Genomic DNA, 25,758 nt, shown 5'->3' on the forward strand with positions numbered 1-25,758 from the left:
ACATGCTAGACAGCATTAAAGAAAGTTTCACAGAAAGTATTCAAATCCAAATTGCGGCTGCAGAAGCTCTGCCTGACGCAATCACGCATGCCGCTCAAGCAATGGTTGCGACCTTGCTTAACGGAAACAAAATTCTTTGTTGTGGTAATGGTGGTTCGGCGTCGAATGCTCAGCAATTTGTATCGTGCCTACTCAACCGATTTGAAACAGAGCGCCCTAGCCTTCCAGCGATGGCACTCACAGCAGATAACACCACGCTAACGGCTGTGGCTAACGACTACCACTATGAAGAGATCTTCTCTAAGCAGGTACGTGCGTTTGGTCAAACTGGCGATATCCTGTTGGCTATCTCGACTAGTGGTAACAGCAAGAACATCATCAAGGCAATGGAAGCGGCGGTAACTCGCGACATGACAATTATCGCCTTTACCGGTAAAGATGGTGGTGAGATGGCAGGTTTGCTTGGTGAACACGATGTAGAGATTCGTATCCCTTCACACCGTACAGCGCGCATTCATGAAGTACACATGGTGACACTACACTGCCTATGTGACCTAATCGATCAAGTACTCTTCCCTGCTCACGAAGAGTGATATACGGAGCATCACAATGAAATCATTAACCTCTATGAGGCTGTTTAAGCTGATTAGTGTTTCGCTACTTACACTGTCTCTGTCTGGTTGTGCTGGCATTTTCATTGCTGGTGCTGCAACCACTGCAAACCTAGTCACGGATACGCGAACAACCAAAGAGATTTGGAACGACAACAACATCGAATTTGAAGTCGCAGCGATTACCAATAAACAACCATTCCGTGGCAACGTACGTGTCACCGCAAGCTCGTACCGAGGTTCGGTGGTATTGATGGGACAAGCAACCACAGATTCAGAACGTCGCGCTTTTGAAAACCAAGCCAAAGAAGTGGCTGGCGTTGAGAGCATCCACAATCAGGTTCGAGTGAAAGAACCTTTGTCTGTAAGTGCTATTAGTAAAGACAGCTGGATTACCACTAAAGTGAAATCAGCTCTGCTTGCGAATGCTGAGCTTAACGGCATCAAAGTAAAAGTGATTACTGAGGATTCAGAAGTATTCCTGCTTGGACTCGTGACTCGAGAGCATGCCGATATCGCAACAGAAGTTGCTCGTAACATCTCTGGCGTAAAACAGGTCATTCGAGCGTTTGAATATGGTGAAGAAGAGACGGCTGTTAACTAGCCTTAAGCCAGTCAATTGAATGCTATATAGCAGAAAAGAAAAAGCAGCGACGAGTCGCTGCTTTTTTATTTGGTTCATTATTTAACTAACGTTATTTGATAACACGAAGGCTTGGGCGACCTTTAGCTGGACGAGGTGGCTCAGGCTCAGGGCCTGAATCTTCCGCATCAACGTCAACTTCTGCCGTTGCAACACTTAATGAAGGACCTTGTTCCGGAGCTTCAAATGGTCCCTCTTCAATCCCTTCTTCAAACGCTTCCATGTAAGCCTCTTCAGGTTCAAACATGGTACCAGCACCATTTTCACGAGCATAAATCGCTTGTACTGCGTAAAGCGGAACGATCACAGAGTGTGGACGACCACTAAAGCGAGCACTAAACGTCACAGCTTCGTTACCCAGTTCAAGTTGTCCAACCGCACGAGGCGCGATGTTCAGAATGATCTGACCATCTTGAACAAACTCTTCTGGAACTCGCACACCCGGTAATGTTGCTTCAACAACAAGGTGCGGAGTTAGTTCGTTATCAACCAGCCATTCATAAAATGCACGAAGCATGTATGGTCGGCGTGGAGTCATATTAGAAATATCCATAAACGCTTAGCGAACGAGTCGCATCTCACGCTCAGCTTCAGTTAGAGAAGCTAGGAATGAATCACGTTCGAATACGCGGTTCATGTAAATCTTAAGCTCTTTAGAACCAGGACCAATTAGTTCGATACCAAGCTCAGGTAAACGCCATAATAGCGGAGCTAGGTAACAATCAATTAGGCTAAACTCTTCGCTCATGAAGTATTCATACTCAGCGAAGATAGGAGCAAGAGTCAGTAGGTCGTTGCGCAGTTTAACGCGAGCTGCTTCAGATTCTTCAGCGTTGCCTTTAACGATCTTCTCTGCAACTGAATACCAGTTACGCTCAATGCGGTACATCATTAGACGGCTGTTACCACGAGCAACCGGGTATACAGGCATCAACGGTGGATGAGGGAAACGCTCATCTAGGTATTCCATGATGATCTTCGAGTCATATAGAGCAAGCTCACGATCAACAAGAGTAGGTACTGATTTGTACGGGTTCAGTTCAACAAGCTCTGCTGGTAGATTTTTTTCATCAACCAACTCAACTTCAACACTTACGCCTTTTTCAGCAAGAACGATGCGCACCTGATGGCTATACATATCAGAAGCACTTGAGAAAAGAGTCATTACAGAACGTTTATTGGCAGCTACAGCCATGGAGCCCTCCAGTACACTTTAAATAAAAACAATGGAGGCCTAAAGCCTCCATTGAACATTAACATAATTTGGGAATTAGCACGGTATTATAGCACAATTAGTGCACATCACGCCAATACTCTTTCTTCAGCAAAATCACGATGATAGTGAAGATTACTAAGAAGGCCATTACCCACCAACCCATAGCGTGACGCTCAAGTTGAACTGGGTCGCCCGAGTAAACCAAAAAGTTAACAAGGTCACGAACTGCTTCGTCGTATTCACCAGCACTTAATTCGCCAGAGCCGTCAGTCTCAGTGCCAACAACAACCGTCACTTCCTCGCCATCTACCATATGAGTATCGTAGATTGGTGTTGGGATACCTTGCAGTTCTTCAAGAACGTGCGGCATACCAACGCTTGGGAAAACAATGTTGTTCACGCCAAATGGACGAGACGGATCTTCATAGAAAGTATGAAGGTAAGTGTACAGCCAGTCTGCGCCACGAACACGAGCAACCAATGTTAGGTCTGGTGGCGGAGCACCAAACCAACTTGCCGCTTGATCAGAAGGCATAGCATTAACCATCAAGTCACCGATTTTCGCTTCAGGGTCGAAAATCAGATTTTCCTTCATAAGATCAACGGGGATCTCTAAATCATTCGCAACACGTTCATAGCGCTGGTACTGCGTTGAGTGACAAGCGAAACAGTAGTTCATGAACATCTTAGCGCCATTTTGCAATGAAGCTTTGTCTGTTAAATCATTGTTCGCTTTGTCTAATGGTACGTTTGCACCCGCTGCCATCACCAGTGACGGCAACATAGCAAATAAAATTACAATCCACTTTTTCATTTGAATGTCACCCTTTCTGGTAATGGTTTCGTCGCTTCATTTTTACTGTAGAACCACAGTAGAACGAAGAACATGAAGTAACCTAAGCTAAAGATTTGAGCCAGTAGCGTGTATGTTGGCGTTGCTGGAAGCGCACCAAGTACACCAAGCGCAATAAAGCTTATTGTGAATTGGATGATGTTAATCAAATGCAGTTTGCTACGGTAACGGTAAGAACGCACTTTACAACGGTCGAACCATGGTAGTAGGAATAGCACAACAATAGATGCGCCCATTGCTACAACACCTAGCAACTTATCAGGAACAGCACGCAGAATTGCGTAAAACGGCGTGAAGTACCATACCGGAGCGATGTGCTCTGGTGTTTTCAGTGGGTTAGCAGCTTCAAAGTTTGGCGGCTCAAGGAAGAATCCACCCATCTCTGGGTTAAAGAACAGCACATAACAGAAGAAGAATAGGAAACCGGCCACACCAACCATATCTTTCACGGTCCCGTATGGGTGGAAAGGAATAGAGTCAATGATGTCGTATTTCTTAGTGTAATCCTTGTGGAATGGGAACTGCGTTTTGTAGTCGTCGCCCATTGTGCCTTTAGGAAGTTTCGTCTCAATACCGTCTGGGTTGTTCGAACCCACTTCGTGCAGTGCTAGTACGTGAAGTACGATAAGCAGCAGAAGTACAATTGGTAGAGCGATAACGTGCAGTGCGAAGAAACGGTTCAGCGTTGCACCAGAGATGATGTAGTCACCACGGATCCAAAGCGTTAGGTCATCACCGATAACAGGGATCGCACCAAACAGAGAAATGATTACCTGAGCACCCCAGTAAGACATTTGACCCCATGGTAGTAGGTAACCCATGAAAGCCTCAGCCATAAGCACTAAGAAGATCAACATACCGAAGATCCAAAGTAGCTCACGAGGCTTTTGGTAAGAACCATAGATTAGGCCACGGAACATGTGCAGGTAGATAACAACGAAGAATGCCGAAGCACCTGTTGAGTGCATGTAACGTAGTAGCCAACCGTATTCCACATCACGCATGATGTATTCAACAGAAGCAAATGCACCCTCACCTGACGGTACGTAGTTCATTGTTAGCCAAATACCCGTAAGGATTTGGTTAACCAATACCAACATTGCCAAAGAACCGAAAAGGTACCAAAAGTTAAAGTTCTTAGGCATTGGGTATTCAGATAAATGCTTTTTATACGCATTCATCGCGGGTAGACGTTTCTCTACCCAATCAAGCAATCCTTGCATTACGCGTCTCCCTCGTCCACACCGATCATGATCTTAGTGTCACTCAAATACATATGCTTTGGTACAACAAGATTCAATGGAGCTGGTACGCCTTGGAATACTCGACCTGCCATATCAAACTTTGAACCATGACAAGGACAGAAGAAACCAGACTTAACACCCTGAACTTGTTCTGCAAAAGAATCCGGCAGGTAAGTTGGAGAACAACCTAAGTGCGTACAGAAACCAACAGCAACGAAGAATTCCGGCTTAATTGAACGGAACTCGTTCTGTGCGTATTCTGGTTGTTGTTCAGCTTCAGATTGAGGGTCACGAAGTTGACCACCGATCGATTTTAGGTTTTCTAGTACCGACTCAGCACGGCGTACAACCCATACAGGTTTACCTTGCCACTCGACACGAACCATTTGTCCCGGTTCTAACTTACTGACTTCCACTTCCACCGGCGCGCCCGCAGCTTTCGCCTTGGCACTCGGATTCCATGATTTAATAAAAGGCACGGCTACAGCAGCTGCTCCTAAACCACCAACAACGGCTGTTGTTGCGGTTAAGAAACGCCTGCGACCGTTATTTAAAGGCGCGTTGCTCATCCAAACATTCTCCCATTTGCTCCTTGTGGATTGAAATAATTCCGATTAAAGAGCATGGCTAACAAAATATGTATTTAGTTCTATTTATTGACGGCAAATGATAAATAAAACCCTACTTTTTGACAAGATAAAGCTACCTTTTTGTAACAATCATGAGGCAAAGCGCACATTGGGTTACAAAAGCTTTCAAAATATAAGAATTTGGAAATAAAACGAGGAAGGGAAAGCGTTTAGAGGGGGTATAAAAACAAAAAGCCCGGCATATAGCCGAGCTTTGAACCACAATTCCAGTCGTAAAACTGGGGGCGTGTACTTTTTCGTAAAGAAAAATTAACGCTTAGAGAATTGAGGTTTACGACGTGCTTTACGTAGACCAACTTTCTTACGTTCAACGCAACGAGCGTCACGAGTAACGTAGCCAGCTGCACGTAGAGCAGGACGTAGAGTTTCATCGTACTCCATAAGAGCGCGAGTGATACCGTGGCGGATTGCGCCAGCTTGACCAGAAATACCACCACCAGAAACAGTGATGTAAAGGTCAAGTTTCTCAGTTAGTTCAACTAGCTCAAGAGGTTGCTTAACAACCATACGAGAAGTTGGACGACCGAAGTAAACATCAAGGCTACGCTTGTTGATTACGATCTCACCAGAGCCTGGTTTGATGAAAACACGAGCTGCTGAGCTTTTGCGACGACCAGTGCCGTAGTATTGATTCTCTGCCATTTTCATAATCCCCTTAGATGTCTAGTACTTGTGGCTGTTGAGCAACATGGTTGTGCTCAGTACCAGCGTACACTTTAAGCTTACGGTACATCGCGCGGCCTAGAGGACCACGTGGAAGCATACCTTTAACTGCTAGTTCTAGAACCATTTCTGGTTTCTTAGCAATTAGCTTTTCAAAAGTGATAGTTTTAAGACCACCTGGGAACTCTGAGTGACGGTAGTAAACCTTACCCTTAGCTTTGTTACCAGTTACAGCAACTTTCTCAGCGTTAACAACGATGATGTAATCACCAGTGTCTACGTGAGGAGTGTATTCTGCTTTGTGCTTGCCGCGTAGGCGAGAAGCGATTTCACTTGCTAGACGGCCAAGAGTTTTGCCTTCAGCGTCTACAACATACCAGTCGCGTTTTACAGTTTCTGGTTTAGCAACGAAAGTTTTCATGCTAATAATTACCTATTTAAAAAATTTACACTTAAGGAATACTCGCGTATTCCCACTGTCTAAGAGTTACCATTCATCACCCCTTCGAGTGTTGGAAAACTCTTGGCATAACGTGATTTTACTCATCGCTAGAGGCCCGCAGTAACGGTAGGTCGCAGGATTATAGAGAAGAGCGAAGAAAAAATCACCTCTTTTTGAACAAAATCACGATTTTTTTAATTCTATTTCTTATTCGAGATAATCAAAGCTAACTTAAGTGTTCTTTTGCCAAATATTCATGGCTCTGCATTTCAATTAAACGCGACTGACAACGTTTAAATTCAAACTCTAGCTGACCATGGGTGTATAGCTTTTCTAGCTCCACTTCCGCTGAAATAATCAGCTTCACATTGCGCTCGTAGAACTCATCAACTAATGCAATGAAGCGCCTCGCAGCGTCATCTGAAGTCGCGCCCATTTGCAATACATCCGCCAATAGAACTGTGTGATAAACCCGAGACAACTCAATATAGTCGTTCTGGCTACGAGCCGACTGACAAAGCTGAGCAAAGGTACCATGCAGTACGCCATCACTCGCTTCGACTACATCTAATTGACGGTGGTTAACCTCTATCTGCTTAAGCTTCTCTTTATCTTCACCAACGAGCTGAGCGTAATACTTTTCGAGATTAATATTCGCTTGGCTATCTAGCGGGTAATGGTAAATCTCAGCCTGTTCTAAGGTACGTAGACGATAGTCAATACCACTATCGACATTAAGGATATGACAGTTGTCTTGAATGAGCTTGATGGCAGGTAAGAAACGCGCTCGCTGTAACCCGTTGCGATACAGATCCGCAGGTGGAATATTAGAGGTCGCAACCAAGATAGCGTTTCGAGCGAATAACTCTTGGAACAAGGTTCCTAGGATCATCGCATCGGTGATGTCTGAAACAAAGAATTCGTCGAAACAGATAATGTCCGCTTCTTCCTTCAACTTGTCTGCGACTAAAGGCAATGGATCACTCACATTACCTAGCGCCTTTAGCTCATCATGAACTCGATATATAAAGCGGTGAAAGTGAACACGCATTTTTTTAGTGGTCGGTAAGGCATCATAGAACGTATCCATTAGGTACGTTTTCCCTCGCCCTACGCCACCCCAAAAATAGAGACCTTTCGGTGGTTGTGGCAGTTCTGGCTTTTTGCCTAGTAATTTCTGGAAGCGAGTCAGTTGAGGAATGGGCGTATTCATGTAATCTTGAAATTGATGAAAGAGTTCATCTAAAGATTTTACGGCTTGCTCTTGTGCTGGATCTCTTTGAAATCCATGTTCTTTTATATCTTGTTCGTATTTTTTAATGGGATTCATGACGACATTTCCACAATGAAAGCAATATCAGACAACAACTAAAAATGAGCCCAAACAGTACGAGGAATAACGTGATGTGGTGAATAATGCAGCATCAAACTGCTAACTAGCGCACACGCATTTCTCTTTATACTGCGGCTTTCTCATAGTACCATGGAGCCGTATCACGTGTAACTAAGTAGTAACAAACATGTTAAAAAACAATAATAAGGAGCTGTTATGCCTTGGATGTATGCCGTTGCCGGTTTACTAGTCGGAGTTATTTTAGGGGTCGCTATTTCTCGTCTCATGACACCTGAATACAAAAAACAAAAGAACGTACAGAAAGAATTGGATAGCGCAAAGTTTGCCCTTGAGCAGCAGCGACAAGAGCTGGCTGATCACTTTGCGAAATCAGCAGAAATGTTGGACACATTAGGTAAAGACTACACAAAACTGTACCAACACATGGAAAAAACAAGCTCAGAGCTGATTCCTAACCTGCCAGAGCAAGATAACCCGTTTGTGAAAACAGCCGCTGCCCATTCGGACAAGCCACAAGAGAAGCCTTCAGTAAAAGAGGCGACACTTGAGGAACAACCGAAAGATTACGCTAATGGCGCAACCGGTTTATTTACAGAGCAGAAGAAAGAAATCATGAATGCTCCCGATGTTGTTACAGCAAAAGCATCGTAAACATTTAACACTTCTGTGAACTTTACAAAGGTTTTTGAGTCATAACTTTCACTCAGGTCATTTGAAACTTATCATACTTATTAAACGTATAAGAGGGTTAAGACCTTAACTAGAGAGGAGTTTATGATGAAAAAACCTTTGCTTGCTTTATCAGTGCTAACTTTAAGCTTAAGTTCAATCATCACCCCCATTAAAGCAACAGCCGCACTGCCATTAAGTGTGGGTAATGAACAATTACCGAGCCTTGCTCCTATGCTTGAACAAGTGACCCCCGCTGTGGTTAGTATTGCCGTAGAAGGCAAACAGGTACAACGTCAGCAAATCCCTGAACAATTTCAATTCTTTTTTGGTCCAGAACAAACACGAGAGCGTCCCTTCCGCGGATTAGGCTCTGGTGTCATCATTGACGCCGAGAAAGGTCATATCGTGACCAATTACCATGTCATTAATGGTGCGGACGATATCAAAGTAAAACTGCATGATGGTCGAGAGTACGATGCTGAGCTAATCGGCGGCGACCAGATGTCTGATATCGCACTGCTAAAATTAGAAGAAGCCAAAAACCTGACCCAGATAAAAGTCGCAGACTCAGACAAATTAAGAGTTGGTGATTTTAGTGTCGCGATCGGTAACCCATTCGGACTTGGGCAAACCGTGACATCCGGTATTGTTTCTGCACTCGGCCGTAGCGGCCTGAATCTAGAAAACTTTGAAAACTTCATTCAAACCGATGCAGCAATCAACAGCGGCAACTCTGGTGGTGCGCTAGTGAACCTTAACGGTGAGCTAATTGGTATCAACACCGCCATTCTTGGCCCTAACGGAGGTAATGTCGGTATCGGCTTTGCAATCCCTTCTAATATGATGACAAACCTGACAGAACAAATTCTCGACTTCGGTGAAGTAAAACGCGGCATGCTTGGCGTTCAAGGCGGAGAAGTGACCTCTGAATTGGCAGAAGCACTCGGTTATGAATCAAGCAAGGGCGCCTTTGTTAGCCAAATCGTCCCTGACAGCGCAGCCGATAAAGCAGGACTGAAAGCGGGCGATATTATTGTCTCTATTAATGGCAAACGCATTGATACCTTCAGCGAGTTAAGAGCTAAGGTCGCAACACTCGGCGCTGGTAAGCAGATTGAACTGGGTGTAGTTCGTGACGGTAAGAGCAAAACCTTTGATGTGACGCTTGGTGAATCCACCAATAATAAAACACAAGCTGAGAAGCTCCATGAAGGACTAGCTGGTGCTGAGTTAACCAACACAACAGAGAGTGACTCTGCAACGGGCGTCAAGGTATCGAATGTTGCTCAAGGTTCACCAGCCGAAGCCTATCAACTCCTGAAAGATGACATCATCATCGGAGTAAACCGCCAGCCCGTTAAGAACCTTGCTGAGTTTAGAGAGATTCTTGAAAAACAACCTGGTGTACTGGCGCTTAATATCCAGCGAGGCGACCGAACTATCTATCTTGTGATTCGATAGTCTTACGTCAGCGCAATTACAGGGAGGCTCAGTAAGTTTGCTTTAAACTTACTCAGTCTCCCTTTTCTTTAGATCAATCAAAATGCTATGCTTCACTTGTAATCAAATCAGTCATCCATTGATGGAGGCTTCACACCTTACTTGTTGAAGAGGGAAACATGCTGTCCTTTCTATTTCGTTCTATTTCCCTTGGACTCGTTTCAGCGGCGCTTATTCTTCTCGCCTTCCCGAGCTTAAGACCAGCGATTGTCGCTGACGTCACTAGCCCTAAAGTCGATAATATTGGCTCTCTTCAGATTTCATTTAACCAAGCAGTTCGCCGCGCGGCGCCTGCAGTGGTTAACATTTATAGCCGTAAATACGCTGAAAGCGATCGAAACAAACTGCTCACACAAGGTTTGGGCTCTGGGGTGATTGTTAGCGAGAAAGGCTACATCATTACCAACTTCCATGTGGTGGCTCAAGCAGACCAAATAGTTGTGGCACTTCAAGATGGCCGAGTAGCAGCTGCGCAACTTGTCGGTTCAGACAAACGCACCGATATCGCGATACTTAGAGTCAGCGGTGATAATCTACCGGTGATCCCACTCAATCCTAATTACAAAGCCAATGTCGGTGATGTTGTACTGGCTATCGGTAACCCATACAACCTAGGTCAAACAACAACCTTTGGTATCATCTCTGCAACCGGCCGTTCTTCGATCAGTGCCGATGGCCATCAAGCCTTTATCCAGACCGATGCGGCAATCAATGAAGGTAACTCAGGTGGCGCACTGGTGAACTCACAAGGTGAGCTAGTCGGTATCAATACCGCCTCTTTCCAGCAAGCTACCGACATGGAAACCTATGGGATCTCATTCGCTATCCCCTATCCGCTTGCTAATAAAATCATGGAAAAGATCATCGCCGATGGTCGTGTGATTCGTGGCTATATTGGTATCGATGGACAAGACATCAACTCAGTCACCTCACGCATGTTGGGTACTAAGAATATCGGCGGGATCGTTGTGTTGGGGATAGACCCTAATGGTCCGGCTGCCGATGCGGGTTTTGAAGCTCAAGACATTATTGTCAGTATCAACGATAACCAAGTAAATGGTCGCCAGAGTGTAATGGACATCGTTACCGACCTGCGACCTGGTACAGTTATCGATGTGGGTATATTGCGCCAAGGTGAAAGCAAAACCTTAAAGGTGACCATCGCCGAAGATACTCGCCTGTAGAGCAAACTCTGTAAGCAATGATTCAAGCTGCTAATACACAAGTACAAAAAACCCAGCTCATAGGCTGGGTTTTCTTTTATCTAAAGATTGTTTCAAGTATCTCTACGATTCACTTTGCTCTTCGATATCGATGCGAGTCACTCGCTGTAGTCCTCTAGGCAGTAGACCACCACGACGACCACGTTCACCACGGAAGTTTTCAAGATCCGCAGGTTTCAAACCAAGCTTACGTTTACCGGCGTAGATAGTCAGCGTCGCATTCTCTGGGATAGCCATAAGATGTGAGACAAACTCTTCACGCTCTTTTGCTTTCGCAGAAGGGATGTTGATGATCTTGTTGCCTTTACCTTTGCTCAGCTGAGGGAGATCTTTAATCGGGAACAACAACATACGACCTTGGTTAGTAATCGCCAGAATCTGATTACTGTCCAAGTCAGCAATAGGGCTTGGCATCATCACTTCAGAAGCTTGTGGCAAGTTAACCAAGGCTTTACCGCTCTTGTTCTTGGACAGCAGATCGCTACCCTTACAAACAAAACCATAACCTGCATCAGAACCGACTAACCATAATTGTTCATTCTCTCCCATCACCACTTGGCGAATAGAAGTACCTGGGCTGACGTTCAAGCGGCCTGTAATTGGCTCACCTTGGCTTCGCGCCGACGGTAATGAATGTGACTCAAGGGAGTAGCTTCGACCATCACTGCCGAGGAACACCGCTTGCTGGTTACTCTTACCCTTAGCACTCGCTAAGAATTTATCACCCGATTTGTAGTTCAAACCTTCAGCGTCAACTTCATGCCCCTTGGCATGACGAATCCAACCTTTCTCAGACAACACAACCGTGATTGGTTCGCTTGGTACTAAGTCGCGCTCTGTTAGCGCTTTCGCTTCAGCGCGCTCAATCAGAGGTGAACGACGATCATCGCCATATTTATCCGCATCTGCTTGGATTTCTTTCTTGATCAGCGTATTCAAGCGACGCTCTGAACCGAGTAGCTTTTCAAGCTTTTCACGTTCAGCTTCAAGCTCTTCTTGTTCCGCTCGGATTTTAAACTCTTCTAACTTAGCTAAGTTACGAAGTTTAATATCAAGAATCGCATTGGCTTGAATTTCAGAAATGTTGAAACGGCTCATTAGGACAGGACATGGTTCGTCTTCTGTACGAATGATCTCAATCACTTCATCGATATTAAGATAAGCAGCAAGCAAACCTTCTAAGATGTGCAAGCGTGCCAGTACTTTATCTAAACGGTACTGCAAACGACGGCGAACCGTTGTGCGACGGAACTCGATCCACTCTTTCAGGATTTGAACTAAGCCTTTAACTTGAGGACGATTATCTAAACCAATCATGTTCAAGTTAACGCGGAAGTTTTTCTCTAGATCCGTCGACGCGAACAGGTGACTCATCAATTGGTCACAGTCGATACGATTCGAACGAGGAACGACAACGATACGCGTTGGGTTCTCGTGATCCGATTCATCTCGCAAGTCGTCAACCATTGGCAGCTTCTTAGCGCGCATCTGATTAGCGATTTGCTCAAGTAACTTCGCACCTGACACTTGATGAGGTAAAGCCGTGATAACAATATCAGAGCCTTCCTTGTGCCAAACCGCGCGCATCTTGATGCTGCCACGTCCAGTACGGTAGATCTTTTCGATGTCCGATTTCGGGGAGATAATCTCAGCTTCAGTCGGGTAATCTGGACCTTGAATGAAACCCATCACGTCTGAAAGCTCAGACTTAGGCGTATCAATTAGGTGAATGGCTGCATTAGCGACTTCACGCACGTTGTGTGGTGGAATATCGGTCGCCATACCTACCGCGATACCTGTAATACCGTTAAGTAGGATGTGAGGTAGGCGAGCAGGCAACATTTGAGGCTCTTTCATCGTGCCATCAAAGTTTGGTTGCCAGTCAACAGTGCCTTGACCTAGTTCACCTAGAAGAACCTCAGCAAACTTAGATAATTTGGCTTCGGTATAACGCATCGCAGCGAACGATTTCGGATCATCAGGAGCACCCCAGTTACCTTGACCATCTACCAATGGGTAGCGGTAAGAGAAAGGCTGCGCCATCAATACCATCGCTTCGTAACAAGCAGAGTCACCATGTGGGTGATACTTACCTAATACGTCACCAACGGTACGTGCTGATTTTTTGTATTTCGATGCAGCCGATAAGCCTAGCTCAGACATCGCGTAGATAATACGACGCTGTACTGGCTTCAAGCCATCACCGATATACGGCAATGCACGATCCATGATCACGTACATTGAGTAATTTAAGTAGGCATCTTCGGTGAACTTGCGCATTGGCAGCTGTTCAACGCCATCATATGTAATTTCGTTAGACATCCATTATACCTCGGCCATATCACCGTTAGTCTGTAGCCATGTACGGCGATCATCTGCACGTTTCTTACCAAGCAGCATGTCCATCATCTCGTTGGTTGCTTCGCTGTCATCAATCGTTAACTGCACAAGGCGACGAGTGTTTGGATCCATGGTGGTTTCACGCAACTGAAGTGGGTTCATTTCACCCAGACCTTTGAATCGTTGCACGTTGATCTTGGCTTTCTTCTGCGATAGTCGCTCAAGCACACCGTCTTTCTCTGCGTCATCAAGTGCGTAGAACACTTCTTTACCGCAATCGATACGATACAGAGGAGGCATTGCCACATAGATATGACCCGCTTCAACTAATGCATGGAAATGGCGAGTAAACAAAGCACACAGCAGTGTCGCGATATGAAGACCATCCGAGTCCGCATCGGCAAGGATACAGATCTTACCGTAACGCAGGCCGGATAAATCATCGTTGTCCGGGTCGATGCCTAGAGCCACCGAGATGTCGTGCACTTCTTGCGAAGCCAATACTTGGTCTGCTGACACTTCCCATGTATTTAGGATCTTACCGCGAAGTGGCATAACTGCTTGGAACTCACGATCACGTGCTTGTTTAGCAGAACCACCCGCCGAGTCCCCTTCCACGAAGAAGATTTCGGTACGGCTTAAGTCTTGAACTGAACAGTCAGTTAGCTTACCCGGCAGTGCTGGGCCTGAAGCGATTTTCTTACGCACAACCTTTTTGCTTGCGCGCATACGGCGGTGGGCATTCGCAATACAAGCTTCTGCTAGCTGTTCTGCCAGTTGTGGCTTTTCGTTCAACCACAGGCTAAACGCATCTTTTACCACACCAGACACAAACGCAGCAGTTTGACGTGAAGACAAGCGCTCTTTTGTTTGACCAGCAAACTGCGGATCTTGCATCTTCACCGACAGTACGTACGAACAGCGATCGAAGATATCGTCGCCCGTTAGCTTAACGCCACGCGGCAGCAAATTACGGAATTCACAGAACTCACGCATTGCATCAAGAAGACCTTGGCGAAGACCGTTTACGTGTGTACCACCTTGTTTAGTCGGTACTAAGTTCACGTAACTTTCGGTGATCATGTCGCCGCCTTCTGGCTGCCAGATGATCGCCCAGTTTGCCATTTCTGTTTCAGCAACGAATTCGCCAACATACGGTTCTTCAGGCAGCAAGGTGTAACCTTTCACGCCTTCGGCAAGGTAGTCTTTTAGACCATCTTCATAGAACCATTTATGCTCTTCACCACCGACTTTGTCGATAAAGGTAATTTCTAAACCTGGGCAAAGCACTGCTTTTGCACGTAGGTTGTTAATCAGACGAAGTGTCGAGAATTTAGGGCTATCGAAGTACTTAGGATCAGGCCAGAAATGTACTGATGTACCACTGTTACGATGACCACAAGTGCCCGTCACAGTAAGCTCTGTTACTGCATGACCGCCTTCAAGTGCGATCTCGTGAACCTGACCTTCTCGGCGTACGGTCACTTCAACACGTTTTGACAGCGCGTTTACAACCGAGATACCTACACCGTGCAGACCACCAGAGAACTTATAGTTGTTATTCGAGAATTTACCGCCAGAGTGGAGCTTAGTTAAAATCAGCTCAACACCTGAGATCCCTTTTTCAGGGTGGATATCGACAGGCATACCACGCCCGTCATCGGTAACTTCTAACGATTGGTCTGCATGAAGTACCACTTTGATCTTCTTAGCGTGTCCCGCTAGTGCTTCATCGACCGAGTTATCAATGACTTCTTGGGCAAGGTGGTTAGGTCTTTCTGTCTCGGTATACATTCCCGGGCGGTGTCGCACAGGGTCGAGACCTTCAAGTACCTCGAGGTCTTTTGCATTATATTGTTCAGTCATAATACGGAGTTTACTCAAAAAGTTTGCGTCAGTTCGCTGGCTCCAGTTTCACTAAAGCAGAATCATTACTATGAACCGTCATAGTAGAGCGAACGAGCGAAGTATTGGGGAATATAGTCTGGAAGCTGAGTAATGATGTCAAGCTAGTTCAAAAACTAAGACATCAAACTATGATATTTCACCATTGATAGATGAAATAACAGGCAAACAAGAGAAAATCACTTGGTTGGTGGAACAGATTAAAGATTTAGAAAGGTGATGATTTGTTGTGGGTAGCGTTCAAAATCAACAAAGCTATGATCCCCGCCCTCTTCTACTGTCTGTGTTGCACCTTGGTACTTCTCTACCGCTTGTCGGTAATCCAGAACTTCGTCTTCCGTTTGCTGAAGTAACCAGAAGTCGCTCGGCTTAGCGATAGCCGAAACCTCTAACGCCTTCAGTTCATCAATATGTTTTGTTTCCAGTACATATCGTTCATCTGTGTATGGGTTTACTTGTTCACCTAAATAGTCAGCAAGAAGCTCATACGGCTTCACTGCTGGGTTTACAACCACCGCTTTAAAACCATAGTGGCTATTCAGCCATGTTGAAAGATAGCCACCCAGCGAGCTACCGACCAACGCTATTTGATATTGCTCTTTGTATTGCTCCACCAGCTGCTGTAAATGAAGTGCCGCTTGTTGAGGGAAACTCGGCAGTTGAGGGGTTACGACTTTAATATCAGCGCGATGCTCCGCACAGTAATCTGCCATCACATTCGCTTTATGAGAACGTGATGAGCTGTTAAATCCGTGAATATAGAGAAGCAGCGATGGCTTATTAGCTTGTTGATTAGAGCCTGGCATCAATAACCGCCTTCATTAGTAACCAACAGCCTTAAAATCAGGCAAGAACTGCCCATGAGGCAGACGACGAACTTGCGTGCTAACGGTACCGTCTTGATGTAATTCAATCTCTCTCCAGCCCGGAGACAAAGTATCAACCGCGAAGTCATCTGAGTTAGGTTTGAATTGCACACAAGTCGACGGTGTTGCCATGACTTGTACACCATGATGATCTCGATTCATGTCTTGATGAACGTGACCACACAGTACGGCTTTAACATTGGTGTGCTGTTGAACCACATCCCAAAATTGATCGGCGTCTTTTAGGTTATGTTGATCTAACCATGCGCTGCCAACCAACAATGGATGGTGGTGCAATAGAACCAAGGTATTACGTTCAGGGAACTCCGTCAGCTTCTGTTCTAATAGGTCAAGCTGTTGATCGCTGAGGCGACCATGAGGCACACCAACCACCTGCGAGTCTAGCATCACCATCTGCCAGTTATCGCCTAGCAAGACATGCTCAACACACTGTATTTGTGGTGATGGTAAAACACTGCCCATATTAGGCTTAAAGTCATGGTTCCCTGGCAGCCAATAGCATGGCTTTTCCAAAGGCTGAATCCCTGACTCAAATTTCTGGTACGACTCAGCACTGTGATCTTGAGATATATCACCGGTTGCTAAAATCGCTTGATAGTCAAAGCCCTGACTAACAATGCCATCGACTACAGCACGAAAGCTATCTTGAGTGTTGATGCTTAATAAGCTGCCATTGCTCGGCGCAAATAAATGCGTGTCCGTTAGCTGCACAAGCTTAATAGTGCTCTCATCAAATTTTGAAGTGTGTGATAATTCCAAAATAACAAATCCAGATACGTTACTGTTTAGACTTTAAAAGTGTTGATAAATAGGCTCAATTAAAAGGCAATTGGGGTTCGGCTGATACCCGTTTTTAAACAAAACGTTAACCATTCCCCAAGAAATTTATTCAATTGAAATTTCTCGTCCTTTTGCAGAAGCTTAGTGTTGGGGTAGTCATATTTCGCTTTGACTCGCGAAAAATCCCCGCTAGCGCACACTTCTGCAACTCGAGCGTCGTGATATAGCCTGACAGACATTTTTGGCAAAGGAAACACTGGCATCGCATCACTCTGACATATATCTATTAATGTGGTGTATTTTGTGACCTCATTCACTGTCAATTGATACACCATATTAACGGCTTGGTAACAGCGAACGTCACCAACCTCATGCCCAACCGGTAACAAAGCGTTCAGTTTGGCATAGTTAGTCTCGTAAACTCGCATCAATTCAGCAAGATCAACATGATACGGTTTTTTGACCGCGATATTTGGCATGACGTTAATCTATCCACTCTGACTGTAATTCTTGGTAGTTCAATTGTAGCCACTGTAGCGCAATGATCGTGGCTCCATTTTCAAATACACCATCTTTTACCAACTGATAAGCAGCTTCGCGACTCATCACTTGTACACGAATGTCTTCACCTTCGTAGTCCAATCCGTGTACCCCTTTGGCTGTCGTTGCATCAACACAGCCAACAAAGACGTCGAGCTTTTCAGAGCAACCACCAGATGAAGGATAATACGAAGTAATAGGCAATACAGATCCGACTTCGACTCCGGCTTCTTCCATTGCTTCACGACGAGCGACGTCTTGTGGCGATTCGTCCGTATCAATGATCCCAGCAACAATTTCGTATTGCCATGGGTTCTCATGCTCTAGGGCTCCGACACGGATCTGTTCGACGATCACCACTTCATCACGCACAGGATCATAAGGTAGCAAAGCGGCAGCATGTCCACGCTCAAACATCTCACGCTCTATTGGTTGGCTCCAGCCGCCCTCAAATAGTCTATGTTTAAATGTGTACTTGACCATTTTGAAAAAACCACGAAACAGCGTCTCTTTTGAGACTATTTCCACATCTTGCGGAGTAAACTCATGTCGTTGATTGTCATACTGTTGCATTTGGTACCTCACTAAGTGATCTTTATAGTTTACTCATTGTCCGAGTTAACTACCAAGGATAAGGTTCAACTTTTTATATAAAATTTATAATTAAAGTTAAGCTTTAAAAAATAAATATTGCACAAGTGGACAGTTAACTGTAAAAAAGTGCAAAGTTTCGAGTAAATTACCACCAAACTGGGTTAAACTCTTCTAAAGAAAATTCCATAAAAGGCAGGAATAGGAAAATGAAAAAACTGCTTCCACTATTTATCAGTGCAGCAATTGGCAGCCTGAGTTCGTCAGCTTTTGCTGATACGCTAGCTGAAGTTTACGACCAAGCAAAACAGAACGATCCACAACTTCTTCGTTCAGCAGCGCAGCGCGATGCCGCTTTTGAAGCAGTAACGTCAAGTCGTAGCTCTTTGTTACCGCAAATCAACCTAACAGCAAACTACGACATTAATCGTGGTGATCGAGATACATCAGGTGTTGGTAATTCAAGCATTGATAACAACACTTGGGGAGCTGCTATCGGCTTCAGCCAAGAGCTTTACCAGCGTTCTTCATGGATCACACTAGATACGGCAGAGAAAACCGCTCGTCAATCTGATTCAGCTTACGCGGCAGAACAACAAGCCTTGATCCTTCGTGTTGCGACAGCATACTTCGAAGTGCTTCGCGCTCAAGATAACCTAGAATTTGTTCGTGCAGAGAAAGCAGCGGTTGCTCGTCAACTAGAACAAACTAAGCAACGTTTTGAAGTAGGTCTTTCAGCAATCACCGATGTACATGATGCGCAAGCTCAGTACGATGGTGTTTTGGCTGATGAAGTTCTTGCAGAGAACGACCTAACGAATAGCTACGAAGGTCTTCGTGAGATTACAGGTCAGGAACACTCTAACCTAAGCATCCTAGATACTGATCGTTTCTCAGCAAGCAAATCTTCTGAGTCTGCAGTTGCACTTGTTGAACAAGCAGAACAAAAGAACCTTAGCTTATTGGCTGCACGTATCTCTCAAGACGTAGCAAAAGACAACATCTCTCTAGCAAGCTCTGGTCACCTACCAAGCTTAACCCTAGATGGTAGCTACGCTGTTTCAGATCAATCAAACAGCACCCAAGATTACGACCAAGACAACCTAAACATTGGTTTGAACTTAGTTGTACCTCTATACACGGGTGGTAACACAACTTCATTGACTAAACAGGCTGAATACAACTACGTTGCAGCAAGTGAAGATCTAGAAGCAACTTACCGTAGCGTTGTAAAAGACGTACGTGCATTCAACAACAACATCAGCGCTTCGATCGGTGCTCTACGCGCTTACGAACAGTCTGTAGTTTCTGCTCAGTCTGCTCTAGAAGCAACAGAAGCTGGTTTTGATGTAGGTACTCGTACTATCGTTGACGTACTAGATTCGACTCGTCGTCTATATGATGCGAACAAAAACCTTTCAGATGCTCGTTACAACTACATCCTAAGTGTACTTCAGCTTCGTCAAGCGGTTGGTACGCTAAGCGAACAAGACATTGTTGATGTAAACGCAGGTCTAAAAGTAGCAAGTAAGTAATTATTAATTACTTAAGTTACCCCTACAAAAATGCCGCTCATTGAGCGGCATTTTTATTATCTATTGAAAGCTAATTCTCAACCTAGCTCAAAGTTAAGCCTTGAGACTAGAAAACGGGAAGGCTAAGAGTTAGCCTCGACCACCTTTAATCGCTTTAATGATTTCAGTCGTAGAGCAACCATCTTCAAAGTTAAGTACTTTAACTTCACCACCAGCAGCAATCACTTCCGCACCACCAGCGATATCTTCAGGTTTGTAATCACCACCTTTCACAAGAATACTTGGCAATACCTCAGAGATTAAACGTTGAGGTGTATCTTCAGAGAATGGGACAACCCAATCAACTGCACCTAAGCCAGCCAATACCGCCATACGACGATCAGTTGGGTTCACAGGGCGACCTGGACCTTTCAAGCGTTTCACTGATTCGTCAGTATTCACCGCAACGATCAAACGATCACCCAGCTCAGCCGCGTGATTCATGTAAGAAACATGACCAGCATGCAAAATATCAAAGCAGCCATTGGTCATCACCACCTTCTCGCCTTTCGCACGAGCACGCTTCACCGCTTCAACCAGTGCCGCTTCAGAGATAACACCGTAGTCTGTGTCTTGACTACCGTGAATCGCTTCCGCTAGCTCAATCGTAGATAGAGTAGATGTACCAAGCTTACCCACTACCACACCTGCAGCAGCGTTCGCCAGTGCACACGCCTCGTCCAGTGGCTTGCCAGCAGCAACAGAAGCCGCCAGTACCGAGATAACCGTATCGCCTGCACCCGTCACGTCATACACTTCTTTCGCTTGAGTCGGCAAGTGGAATGGCTCCAAACCTTTGCGAAGCAAAGTCATACCATGTTCGCTGCGCGTTACCAACAAAGCCTCGAAATCAAACTCTTCGATTAACGCGAGTCCTTTTTCGATCATTTCTTCTTCAGATTTTACTTTGCCCGCAACCAGCTCGAACTCAGCCATATTTGGCGTAAGCAAAGTCGCACCACGGTAACGTTCAAAGTCTGCGCCTTTCGGGTCAATGAATACAGGAACCTTTGCCGCACGTGCTTTTTGAATGAAGCTCTGCACATGCTCCAAGGCACCTTTTGCGTAATCAGATAGGATGACCGAACGTACATTAGGAAGCGCTTGCTCCATGCGAGACAAAACAAGCTCGGGATCCGTGTTCTCAAATTTGTCTTCAAAATCAAGGCGGATTAGCTGTTGTCCTCGGCTCATCACTCGCAGTTTAGTAATGGTTGGGTAGTCTTCCAACTCAACGAAATCACATTTAACCTTTAGTGCGCCTAAGGTATTTTTTAACACCTCAGCAGGCTCATCTTTACCGGTCAAACCAACGATATGAGCATGGCCACCAAGAGAAGCAATATTCATTGCTACGTTGGCTGCACCACCAGGACGCTCTTCGTTATTTTCTACTTTTACAACGGGTACAGGCGCTTCTGGTGAAATACGGCCAGTTGGGCCATACCAGTAACGGTCAAGCATTACGTCACCGACAACAAGAACGCCTGATTGGCTGTAGTCAGGTAGAATTGGTTTCATTATGGATCTCCAAAAATCGAATCTGGCTAGAGTCTAGCACACTGATTACAGAGGCTAAACTATAGATAAATGAGTAAAAGCCTATCAAGATAGGTACATCCGTCATTACTGTATGACTGGGTTATGCTTCCATCCACTGCTTCCATGCTTGAACAACATGTTCTCTTTCCATTTCAAACTTTTCAATCGCCACATCCGCATCAAGATTAAGTAGATTACGGTGGTGGATTTCATCTCTTAATGTTGTATAAGCATGGGTTAATGCCATGCCTTGCTGCTCGTCCATAATCCCTTGTGACAACAAGCTTTCGAAGATTCGTACATTGTCACACCAACGAGTAAGCTTTGGCTTCTCATTACTGTATCTAAGCACTAAATATTGCGCTAAGAATTCAATATCGGTAATACCACCCGCATCTTGTTTAAGCATGAATCTATCGACTTTTTTACCGCCTAAATGGCCGCGCATTTTTTCACGCATATCCACAACGGACTTTTTGAGTGTTGCTTCATCACGCGCCAAGCACAAAACCTCATGACGCGTTTTGTTAAATGCCAAAGCCAATAACTCATCGCCATAAATCATACGAGCGCGAGTCAAGGCTTGGTGCTCCCATGTCCACGCGTCATTGTGCTGATACTCGTCAAAGGCATCGGTTGGACTCACTAACAGGCCAGATGCACCTGAGGGGCGTAGACGAGTATCGACTTCGTACAGAATGCCAGAAGCGGTTCTGGTCGAGAAAATATGAATAATACGTTGCGCCAATCTTAAGTAAAATTGACGTCCATCGATCTCTTTCTTACCATCAGTATAGATGTGTACCGGGCAGTCGTGCATGAACACGATATCGAGATCGGAGTTATAGCCAAGCTCCCAACCGCCGACTTTGCCATAACCAACGACAGCAAAACCGCGACCTTCGCGATCTTTGACATGGGTCGGTTCACCAAACTTGGCCGATACTTGTAACCAAGCCTGATTGACCCCAGCTTCAACTATCGCTTCGGCTAAGTAGGTTAAATGATCACTGACCTTCATGACAGGTAGAGCACCCGCTATATCCGCGGCTGCAATTCTCAAAATACAGGTCTGCTTAAACTGACGCAGGCCTTCCATCTGTTGCTCCATATCATCTTCAGGGATACGGGCTAGGTAATCACGCAGCTCGGTCTTGTAAGACTCAAGTGGCACCGGATTGTAGAGTTGTTGAGGGTCGATAAGCTCATCTAACAGAATTGGGTAACGACCTAGCTGCTCTGAGATCATCGGGCTTGCTGTACATAAGCGAACTAACTGAGTCAACGCAGCAGGATGTTCATCGAGCAACTCAAGGTAAGTGGTACGCGTAACGATTTTATGCAGCAGATGCAGTACTCGCGACAAACCAAACTCGGCATCCTTAGCGGTGTACAGCGCTTGAAACACTTTCGGCATCAGTCGATTGAGGACTTCCCGCCCACGAGGGCCAAGAGTCTTTTTAGCCAAATCGACTTTAAACTGAATGATCGTTTTCGCCGCATCAGGCGGGCTCGCGACCGCAATGTCGTGTTCCAACACGTGCTCAATTACATCGGGTTTATGGGCCATATCCCACAACTCGCTAAAGTGGCTCGCGATCGGATTAGCGTCATCTTCATCAACGCCAATTAGGTCTTCGAACACGGTATGTACATTCGCCATATGGGCGCGAGTTGCCACAATCAAGCTATCCCAATCGGAAAATTGCATGGCAACCGCAAGCTGCAGTTGTTCGAATTCACCGTCAGGTAAGGTTTGAGTTTGCTTATCAGCCATGGCTTGTAACAGGTTCTCAAGGCGACGCAAAAACAGATAAGCTTCACGTAGGTGCCCCACCTCTTCAGACTCTAGCAGATGAAGGGATTCAATCGCACTTAAGGTTTCGAGTAACCCTCGACCGCGTAAGCTAGGCTCGCGTCCACCACGAATCAATTGGAAGACTTGTGCGATAAACTCAACTTCACGAATACCACCAGAGCCAAGCTTGATGTTGTTCGAGAGACCACGACGACGCACTTCGCTGCTGATCATAGACTTCATTCGGCGCAGAGATTGAATCGCACTAAAATCAATATAACGGCGGAACACAAACGGGCGTAGCATTTGGCGAAGCTCTTGATACTCAGGGTACATCTCACTGCCCATCACACGCGCTTTGACCATAGCGTAGCGTTCCCAATCGCGACCTTGTTCTTGATAGTAATCTTCTAGCGCAGCGTAACTCATGACCAGTGGACCACTCTCACCGAATGGACGCAGGCGCATGTCTACTCGATAACAGAATCCATCGAAGGTTTGCTGATCAAGCGCCTTAATAATACGTTGCCCGAGACGTGTAAAGAACTGCGCATTGGCAATGCTGCGTCTTGCACCTTGGGTTTCACCATTCTCTGGGTAGGTGAAGATCAGATCGATATCGGAAGAGAAGTTAAGCTCACCGCCCCCTAGCTTGCCCATACCAATGATCAACATCGGCTGTGCTTCGCCTTGTTCATTACAAGGTGTGCCCCACTCTTTACAACAAATATCGTACTGCCATTGGTAGGTTTCGAAGATCATCGCCTCAGCCAACATCGATAGATGATTTAGGCTCTGCTCTAGCTCCCACGAACCCATGAAATCACGCCAAGCAATGTAGGTCATTTCTCGATTGCGGAATTGACGCAGCACGCGCTGACCGCTCATTTCATCGGTGCAACCAGAAAGTAATTCAGCCAAGCGTTCTCGGTATCCTTCAGCACGTTCTTCGTATGCCAACATATCAGGTAAGTCACCGCATAAAACCGTATCACGCTGTAGGCAATCTCCAACAAAACAGCTTAAACCGAGTACACGTTTAAGATCTTCAGTCAGTGGCTCAGACCAAGTATTGATGGCTTCACTTTGATGCTCTAATAATTGCTCAAAAGCAGACTGGGAGTGAGTGATGAGTTGAGAAGGCAATGGCATGTTTCTTCCTTGTATAAGCTGCGCGCCGAACAATCGGTTTATCGATTCAGTTCTTCAATAACGAGTTTTCATAACTAAAGGTAAGTTATACCAAAGTTACGCCAATAAAAAACGCCCACATTAGCAATGTGGGCGTTTTATCGATTAACTTATCTGGTAGACCTTACAACCGAGAAACCGTCTCTGGAAATAAGCCTTTACCGATGAAGATTCGGTGCTGAGGACTAAACCTTAAATTGCTTAATCTTACCGTCGAGTTCTTGTGCGTTGCTTTCCATAAGCTGAGAGGTCTCTAGCAGTTCACCAACCACCACTACTGAAGCTTCAACAAGCTCGCGTACATTAGTCAGGTTGACGCTCATCTCTTCAGCAACACTGCTCTGTTGACCTGCAGCGGTCGCGATCTGGAAGTTCATATCATTGATTTGATTGACTTGGCTTACGATGCCGTCAAGCTCACTTCCCGCGTTAGTCACCAGATCAACACCTTCAGCCGCTTCTACAACACTTTTCTCCATCAGCTCTACCGCAGAGTTAGCGCTGCTTTGTAGATGACTGATCATGTCTTGAATCTCTACCGTTGCTTGCTGGGTGCGCTGTGCAAGGTTGCGAACCTCGTCGGCAACAACCGCAAAACCACGACCCGCTTCACCGGCACGTGCCGCTTCAATCGCAGCGTTCAATGCTAATAGGTTTGTCTGTTCTGAAATGCCTTGGATAGTACCAACCACACTGCCAATTGAGTCAACGCGTTCTTCTACTTGGTTTACCGCTGCTGCAGATGCTGCGATATCTGAAGATAGCTCACTCATCTTAGACACTGATCCTTGAACGAACTTCTGACCAGTAAGAGCTTGGCCTGATGCCTGTTCAGTCAATGACGAAGCGCTTTGTGCATGCTCAGCGACAGTTTGCACCGTCGACGTCATCTCACTCATTGCTGTTGCCAGTTGATCGATCTCGTTGAACTCTTCTTGAGCTGACTCTTTGGTTTCAGACATGCTGATGGTCATCACTTCCGTCAGAGCAAACAGCTCATCAGAAGAGGCCACCTGAGTTTTGATCATATCGTTCAGTTGAACGCGAGTTTTTTCGAGTTCACGTGCCACATCGCCGTATTCATCTTTACAGTCCATTTGAATCGGCACTGATAAGTTCTTGTCGGCCATGGTTTTAATGGCGTCATTAAGGTATTGAGTCTGACGCAGCATAACGCGCGCCGCTGCTAATAGAAGAACCACAAACACAATGATCATCAAGGCTGTTTGCCAAGCCACTTGAACTAGGTAAGTCTCGTAATGCTGTTGTGCGACTTGCGCATTGTTCGTTACAGCAAGCAATGAATCGTAAAACGTACTTGCGTCCCATAGCTGCTTCGAAATGATCAAGATAGTGCTGAATATCATCAACATGACCATTTTTGGAACGAGACGAACGTCAGAGATTACCCTTTCCCACGGCTTGAATGACAGTTTAGTCATTGTCAGTTCTCCATTAATTCTTATATATTGATGGCTTCTATATCCGCGAGGTGGCTATGTCAGTCAAAGTTCGCGATTTATTTTGAGCCTCGTATGA

Annotated in this window: 23 protein-coding genes; 6 read left to right on the forward strand and 17 right to left on the reverse strand. The window is 45.5% G+C overall.

All coding sequences use genetic code 11. From position 1 onward, the window contains the following. The first annotated feature begins 2 nt into the window (after window positions 1–2). A complete protein-coding gene (locus AB4263_RS08565; protein ID WP_004729817.1) occupies window positions 3–593 on the forward strand; it encodes a phosphoheptose isomerase in 591 nt (196 codons plus the stop codon). 16 nt (window positions 594–609) lie between these two features. Continuing rightward, on the forward strand, window positions 610–1,215 hold the full coding sequence (locus tag AB4263_RS08570) for a BON domain-containing protein (protein ID WP_017059276.1): 606 nt from the start codon (window positions 610–612) through the stop codon (window positions 1,213–1,215). A 91-nt stretch (window positions 1,216–1,306) separates the two neighbouring features. On the opposite strand, the gene sspB is transcribed toward AB4263_RS08570, so the two are convergent. The 8 genes from sspB to zapE all read right to left on the reverse strand — a co-directional run bounded on the left by sspB (window position 1,307) and on the right by zapE (window position 7,652). Continuing rightward, window positions 1,307–1,807 (reverse strand): ClpXP protease specificity-enhancing factor, encoded by a 501-nt coding sequence (gene sspB, locus AB4263_RS08575; RefSeq protein WP_372098069.1) that lies wholly within the window; start codon window positions 1,805–1,807, stop codon window positions 1,307–1,309. A 6-nt stretch (window positions 1,808–1,813) separates the two neighbouring features. Next, window positions 1,814–2,449 (reverse strand): stringent starvation protein SspA, encoded by a 636-nt coding sequence (gene sspA / locus AB4263_RS08580; protein WP_009848943.1) that lies wholly within the window; start codon window positions 2,447–2,449, stop codon window positions 1,814–1,816. A 97-nt stretch (window positions 2,450–2,546) separates the two neighbouring features. Beyond that, complete coding sequence (locus AB4263_RS08585; protein WP_372098070.1) at window positions 2,547–3,284, reverse strand: cytochrome c1; 738 nt, start codon at window positions 3,282–3,284, stop codon at window positions 2,547–2,549. Next, a complete protein-coding gene (locus AB4263_RS08590) occupies window positions 3,281–4,546 on the reverse strand; it encodes a cytochrome bc complex cytochrome b subunit (protein WP_017061435.1) in 1,266 nt (421 codons plus the stop codon). Before AB4263_RS08590 ends, AB4263_RS08585 begins: the two co-directional genes overlap by 4 nt. Continuing rightward, window positions 4,546–5,136, reverse strand: coding sequence for a ubiquinol-cytochrome c reductase iron-sulfur subunit (petA, locus tag AB4263_RS08595; RefSeq protein ID WP_017061434.1), 591 nt, complete (start codon window positions 5,134–5,136; stop codon window positions 4,546–4,548). The genes AB4263_RS08590 and petA overlap by 1 nt, the downstream gene beginning before the upstream one ends. A 330-nt stretch (window positions 5,137–5,466) precedes the next feature. Further along, the gene (gene rpsI / locus AB4263_RS08600; RefSeq protein WP_004740758.1) at window positions 5,467–5,859 is read right to left on the reverse strand and encodes a 30S ribosomal protein S9; all 393 of its coding nucleotides are present in this window, start codon (window positions 5,857–5,859) and stop codon (window positions 5,467–5,469) included. A 13-nt stretch (window positions 5,860–5,872) separates the two neighbouring features. After that, window positions 5,873–6,301 (reverse strand): 50S ribosomal protein L13, encoded by a 429-nt coding sequence (gene rplM / locus AB4263_RS08605; protein WP_010434689.1) that lies wholly within the window; start codon window positions 6,299–6,301, stop codon window positions 5,873–5,875. Between the two features lie 247 nt (window positions 6,302–6,548). Beyond that, window positions 6,549–7,652 (reverse strand): cell division protein ZapE, encoded by a 1,104-nt coding sequence (gene zapE / locus AB4263_RS08610; RefSeq protein WP_372098071.1) that lies wholly within the window; start codon window positions 7,650–7,652, stop codon window positions 6,549–6,551. Window positions 7,653–7,871: 219 nt separating this feature from the next. Here zapE and zapG point away from each other — a divergent pair, with 219 nt between their 5' ends. From zapG to degS, 3 genes are all read left to right on the forward strand, one after another. Continuing rightward, entirely contained in the window at window positions 7,872–8,327 is a 456-nt protein-coding gene (gene zapG, locus AB4263_RS08615; RefSeq protein ID WP_017061432.1) for a Z-ring associated protein ZapG, read from the forward strand. Window positions 8,328–8,453: 126 nt separating this feature from the next. Then, window positions 8,454–9,809, forward strand: a complete 1,356-nt coding sequence (locus AB4263_RS08620) for a Do family serine endopeptidase (protein WP_017061431.1) — start codon at window positions 8,454–8,456, stop codon at window positions 9,807–9,809. Between the two features lie 158 nt (window positions 9,810–9,967). After that, window positions 9,968–11,032, forward strand: a complete 1,065-nt coding sequence (degS, locus tag AB4263_RS08625) for an outer membrane-stress sensor serine endopeptidase DegS (RefSeq protein WP_017061430.1) — start codon at window positions 9,968–9,970, stop codon at window positions 11,030–11,032. 102 nt (window positions 11,033–11,134) lie between these two features. Here degS and parC read toward each other — a convergent pair whose 3' ends face one another. The 6 genes from parC to nudF all read right to left on the reverse strand — a co-directional run bounded on the left by parC (window position 11,135) and on the right by nudF (window position 18,096). After that, window positions 11,135–13,393: a DNA topoisomerase IV subunit A gene (parC, locus tag AB4263_RS08630; protein ID WP_017067236.1), complete on the reverse strand. Its 2,259-nt coding sequence runs from the start codon at window positions 13,391–13,393 to the stop codon at window positions 11,135–11,137. 3 nt (window positions 13,394–13,396) lie between these two features. Next, window positions 13,397–15,277, reverse strand: coding sequence for a DNA topoisomerase IV subunit B (gene parE, locus AB4263_RS08635; RefSeq protein ID WP_017061428.1), 1,881 nt, complete (start codon window positions 15,275–15,277; stop codon window positions 13,397–13,399). A gap of 239 nt (window positions 15,278–15,516) precedes the next feature. Next, window positions 15,517–16,122: an esterase YqiA gene (yqiA, locus tag AB4263_RS08640; RefSeq protein WP_017061427.1), complete on the reverse strand. Its 606-nt coding sequence runs from the start codon at window positions 16,120–16,122 to the stop codon at window positions 15,517–15,519. Window positions 16,123–16,137: 15 nt separating this feature from the next. After that, window positions 16,138–16,962 (reverse strand): 3',5'-cyclic-AMP phosphodiesterase, encoded by an 825-nt coding sequence (gene cpdA / locus AB4263_RS08645; protein WP_372098072.1) that lies wholly within the window; start codon window positions 16,960–16,962, stop codon window positions 16,138–16,140. A gap of 59 nt (window positions 16,963–17,021) precedes the next feature. Beyond that, window positions 17,022–17,462, reverse strand: a complete 441-nt coding sequence (locus AB4263_RS08650) for a DUF1249 family protein (protein WP_008222561.1) — start codon at window positions 17,460–17,462, stop codon at window positions 17,022–17,024. Window positions 17,463–17,466: 4 nt separating this feature from the next. Further along, on the reverse strand, window positions 17,467–18,096 hold the full coding sequence (gene nudF, locus AB4263_RS08655; protein WP_017061425.1) for an ADP-ribose diphosphatase: 630 nt from the start codon (window positions 18,094–18,096) through the stop codon (window positions 17,467–17,469). A gap of 227 nt (window positions 18,097–18,323) precedes the next feature. Here nudF and tolC point away from each other — a divergent pair, with 227 nt between their 5' ends. After that, on the forward strand, window positions 18,324–19,649 hold the full coding sequence (gene tolC / locus AB4263_RS08660) for an outer membrane channel protein TolC (protein ID WP_017061424.1): 1,326 nt from the start codon (window positions 18,324–18,326) through the stop codon (window positions 19,647–19,649). A 129-nt stretch (window positions 19,650–19,778) separates the two neighbouring features. Here the strand turns inward: tolC and hldE are convergent, their stop codons facing one another. The 3 genes from hldE to AB4263_RS08675 all read right to left on the reverse strand — a co-directional run bounded on the left by hldE (window position 19,779) and on the right by AB4263_RS08675 (window position 25,661). Continuing rightward, window positions 19,779–21,209: a bifunctional D-glycero-beta-D-manno-heptose-7-phosphate kinase/D-glycero-beta-D-manno-heptose 1-phosphate adenylyltransferase HldE gene (hldE, locus tag AB4263_RS08665; protein ID WP_050649505.1), complete on the reverse strand. Its 1,431-nt coding sequence runs from the start codon at window positions 21,207–21,209 to the stop codon at window positions 19,779–19,781. 121 nt (window positions 21,210–21,330) lie between these two features. Next, window positions 21,331–24,180 carry a bifunctional [glutamate--ammonia ligase]-adenylyl-L-tyrosine phosphorylase/[glutamate--ammonia-ligase] adenylyltransferase gene (gene glnE, locus AB4263_RS08670; protein WP_372098073.1) on the reverse strand — a complete coding sequence of 950 codons (2,850 nt, stop codon included), beginning with the start codon at window positions 24,178–24,180 and terminating at the stop codon, window positions 21,331–21,333. A 224-nt stretch (window positions 24,181–24,404) separates the two neighbouring features. Next, on the reverse strand, window positions 24,405–25,661 hold the full coding sequence (locus tag AB4263_RS08675) for a methyl-accepting chemotaxis protein (RefSeq protein WP_017061421.1): 1,257 nt from the start codon (window positions 25,659–25,661) through the stop codon (window positions 24,405–24,407). Between the last annotated feature and the right edge of the window lie 97 nt (window positions 25,662–25,758).

The organism is Vibrio sp. 10N.261.55.C5, from assembly GCF_041470505.1.
GTDB lineage: Bacteria > Pseudomonadota > Gammaproteobacteria > Enterobacterales > Vibrionaceae > Vibrio > Vibrio crassostreae_C.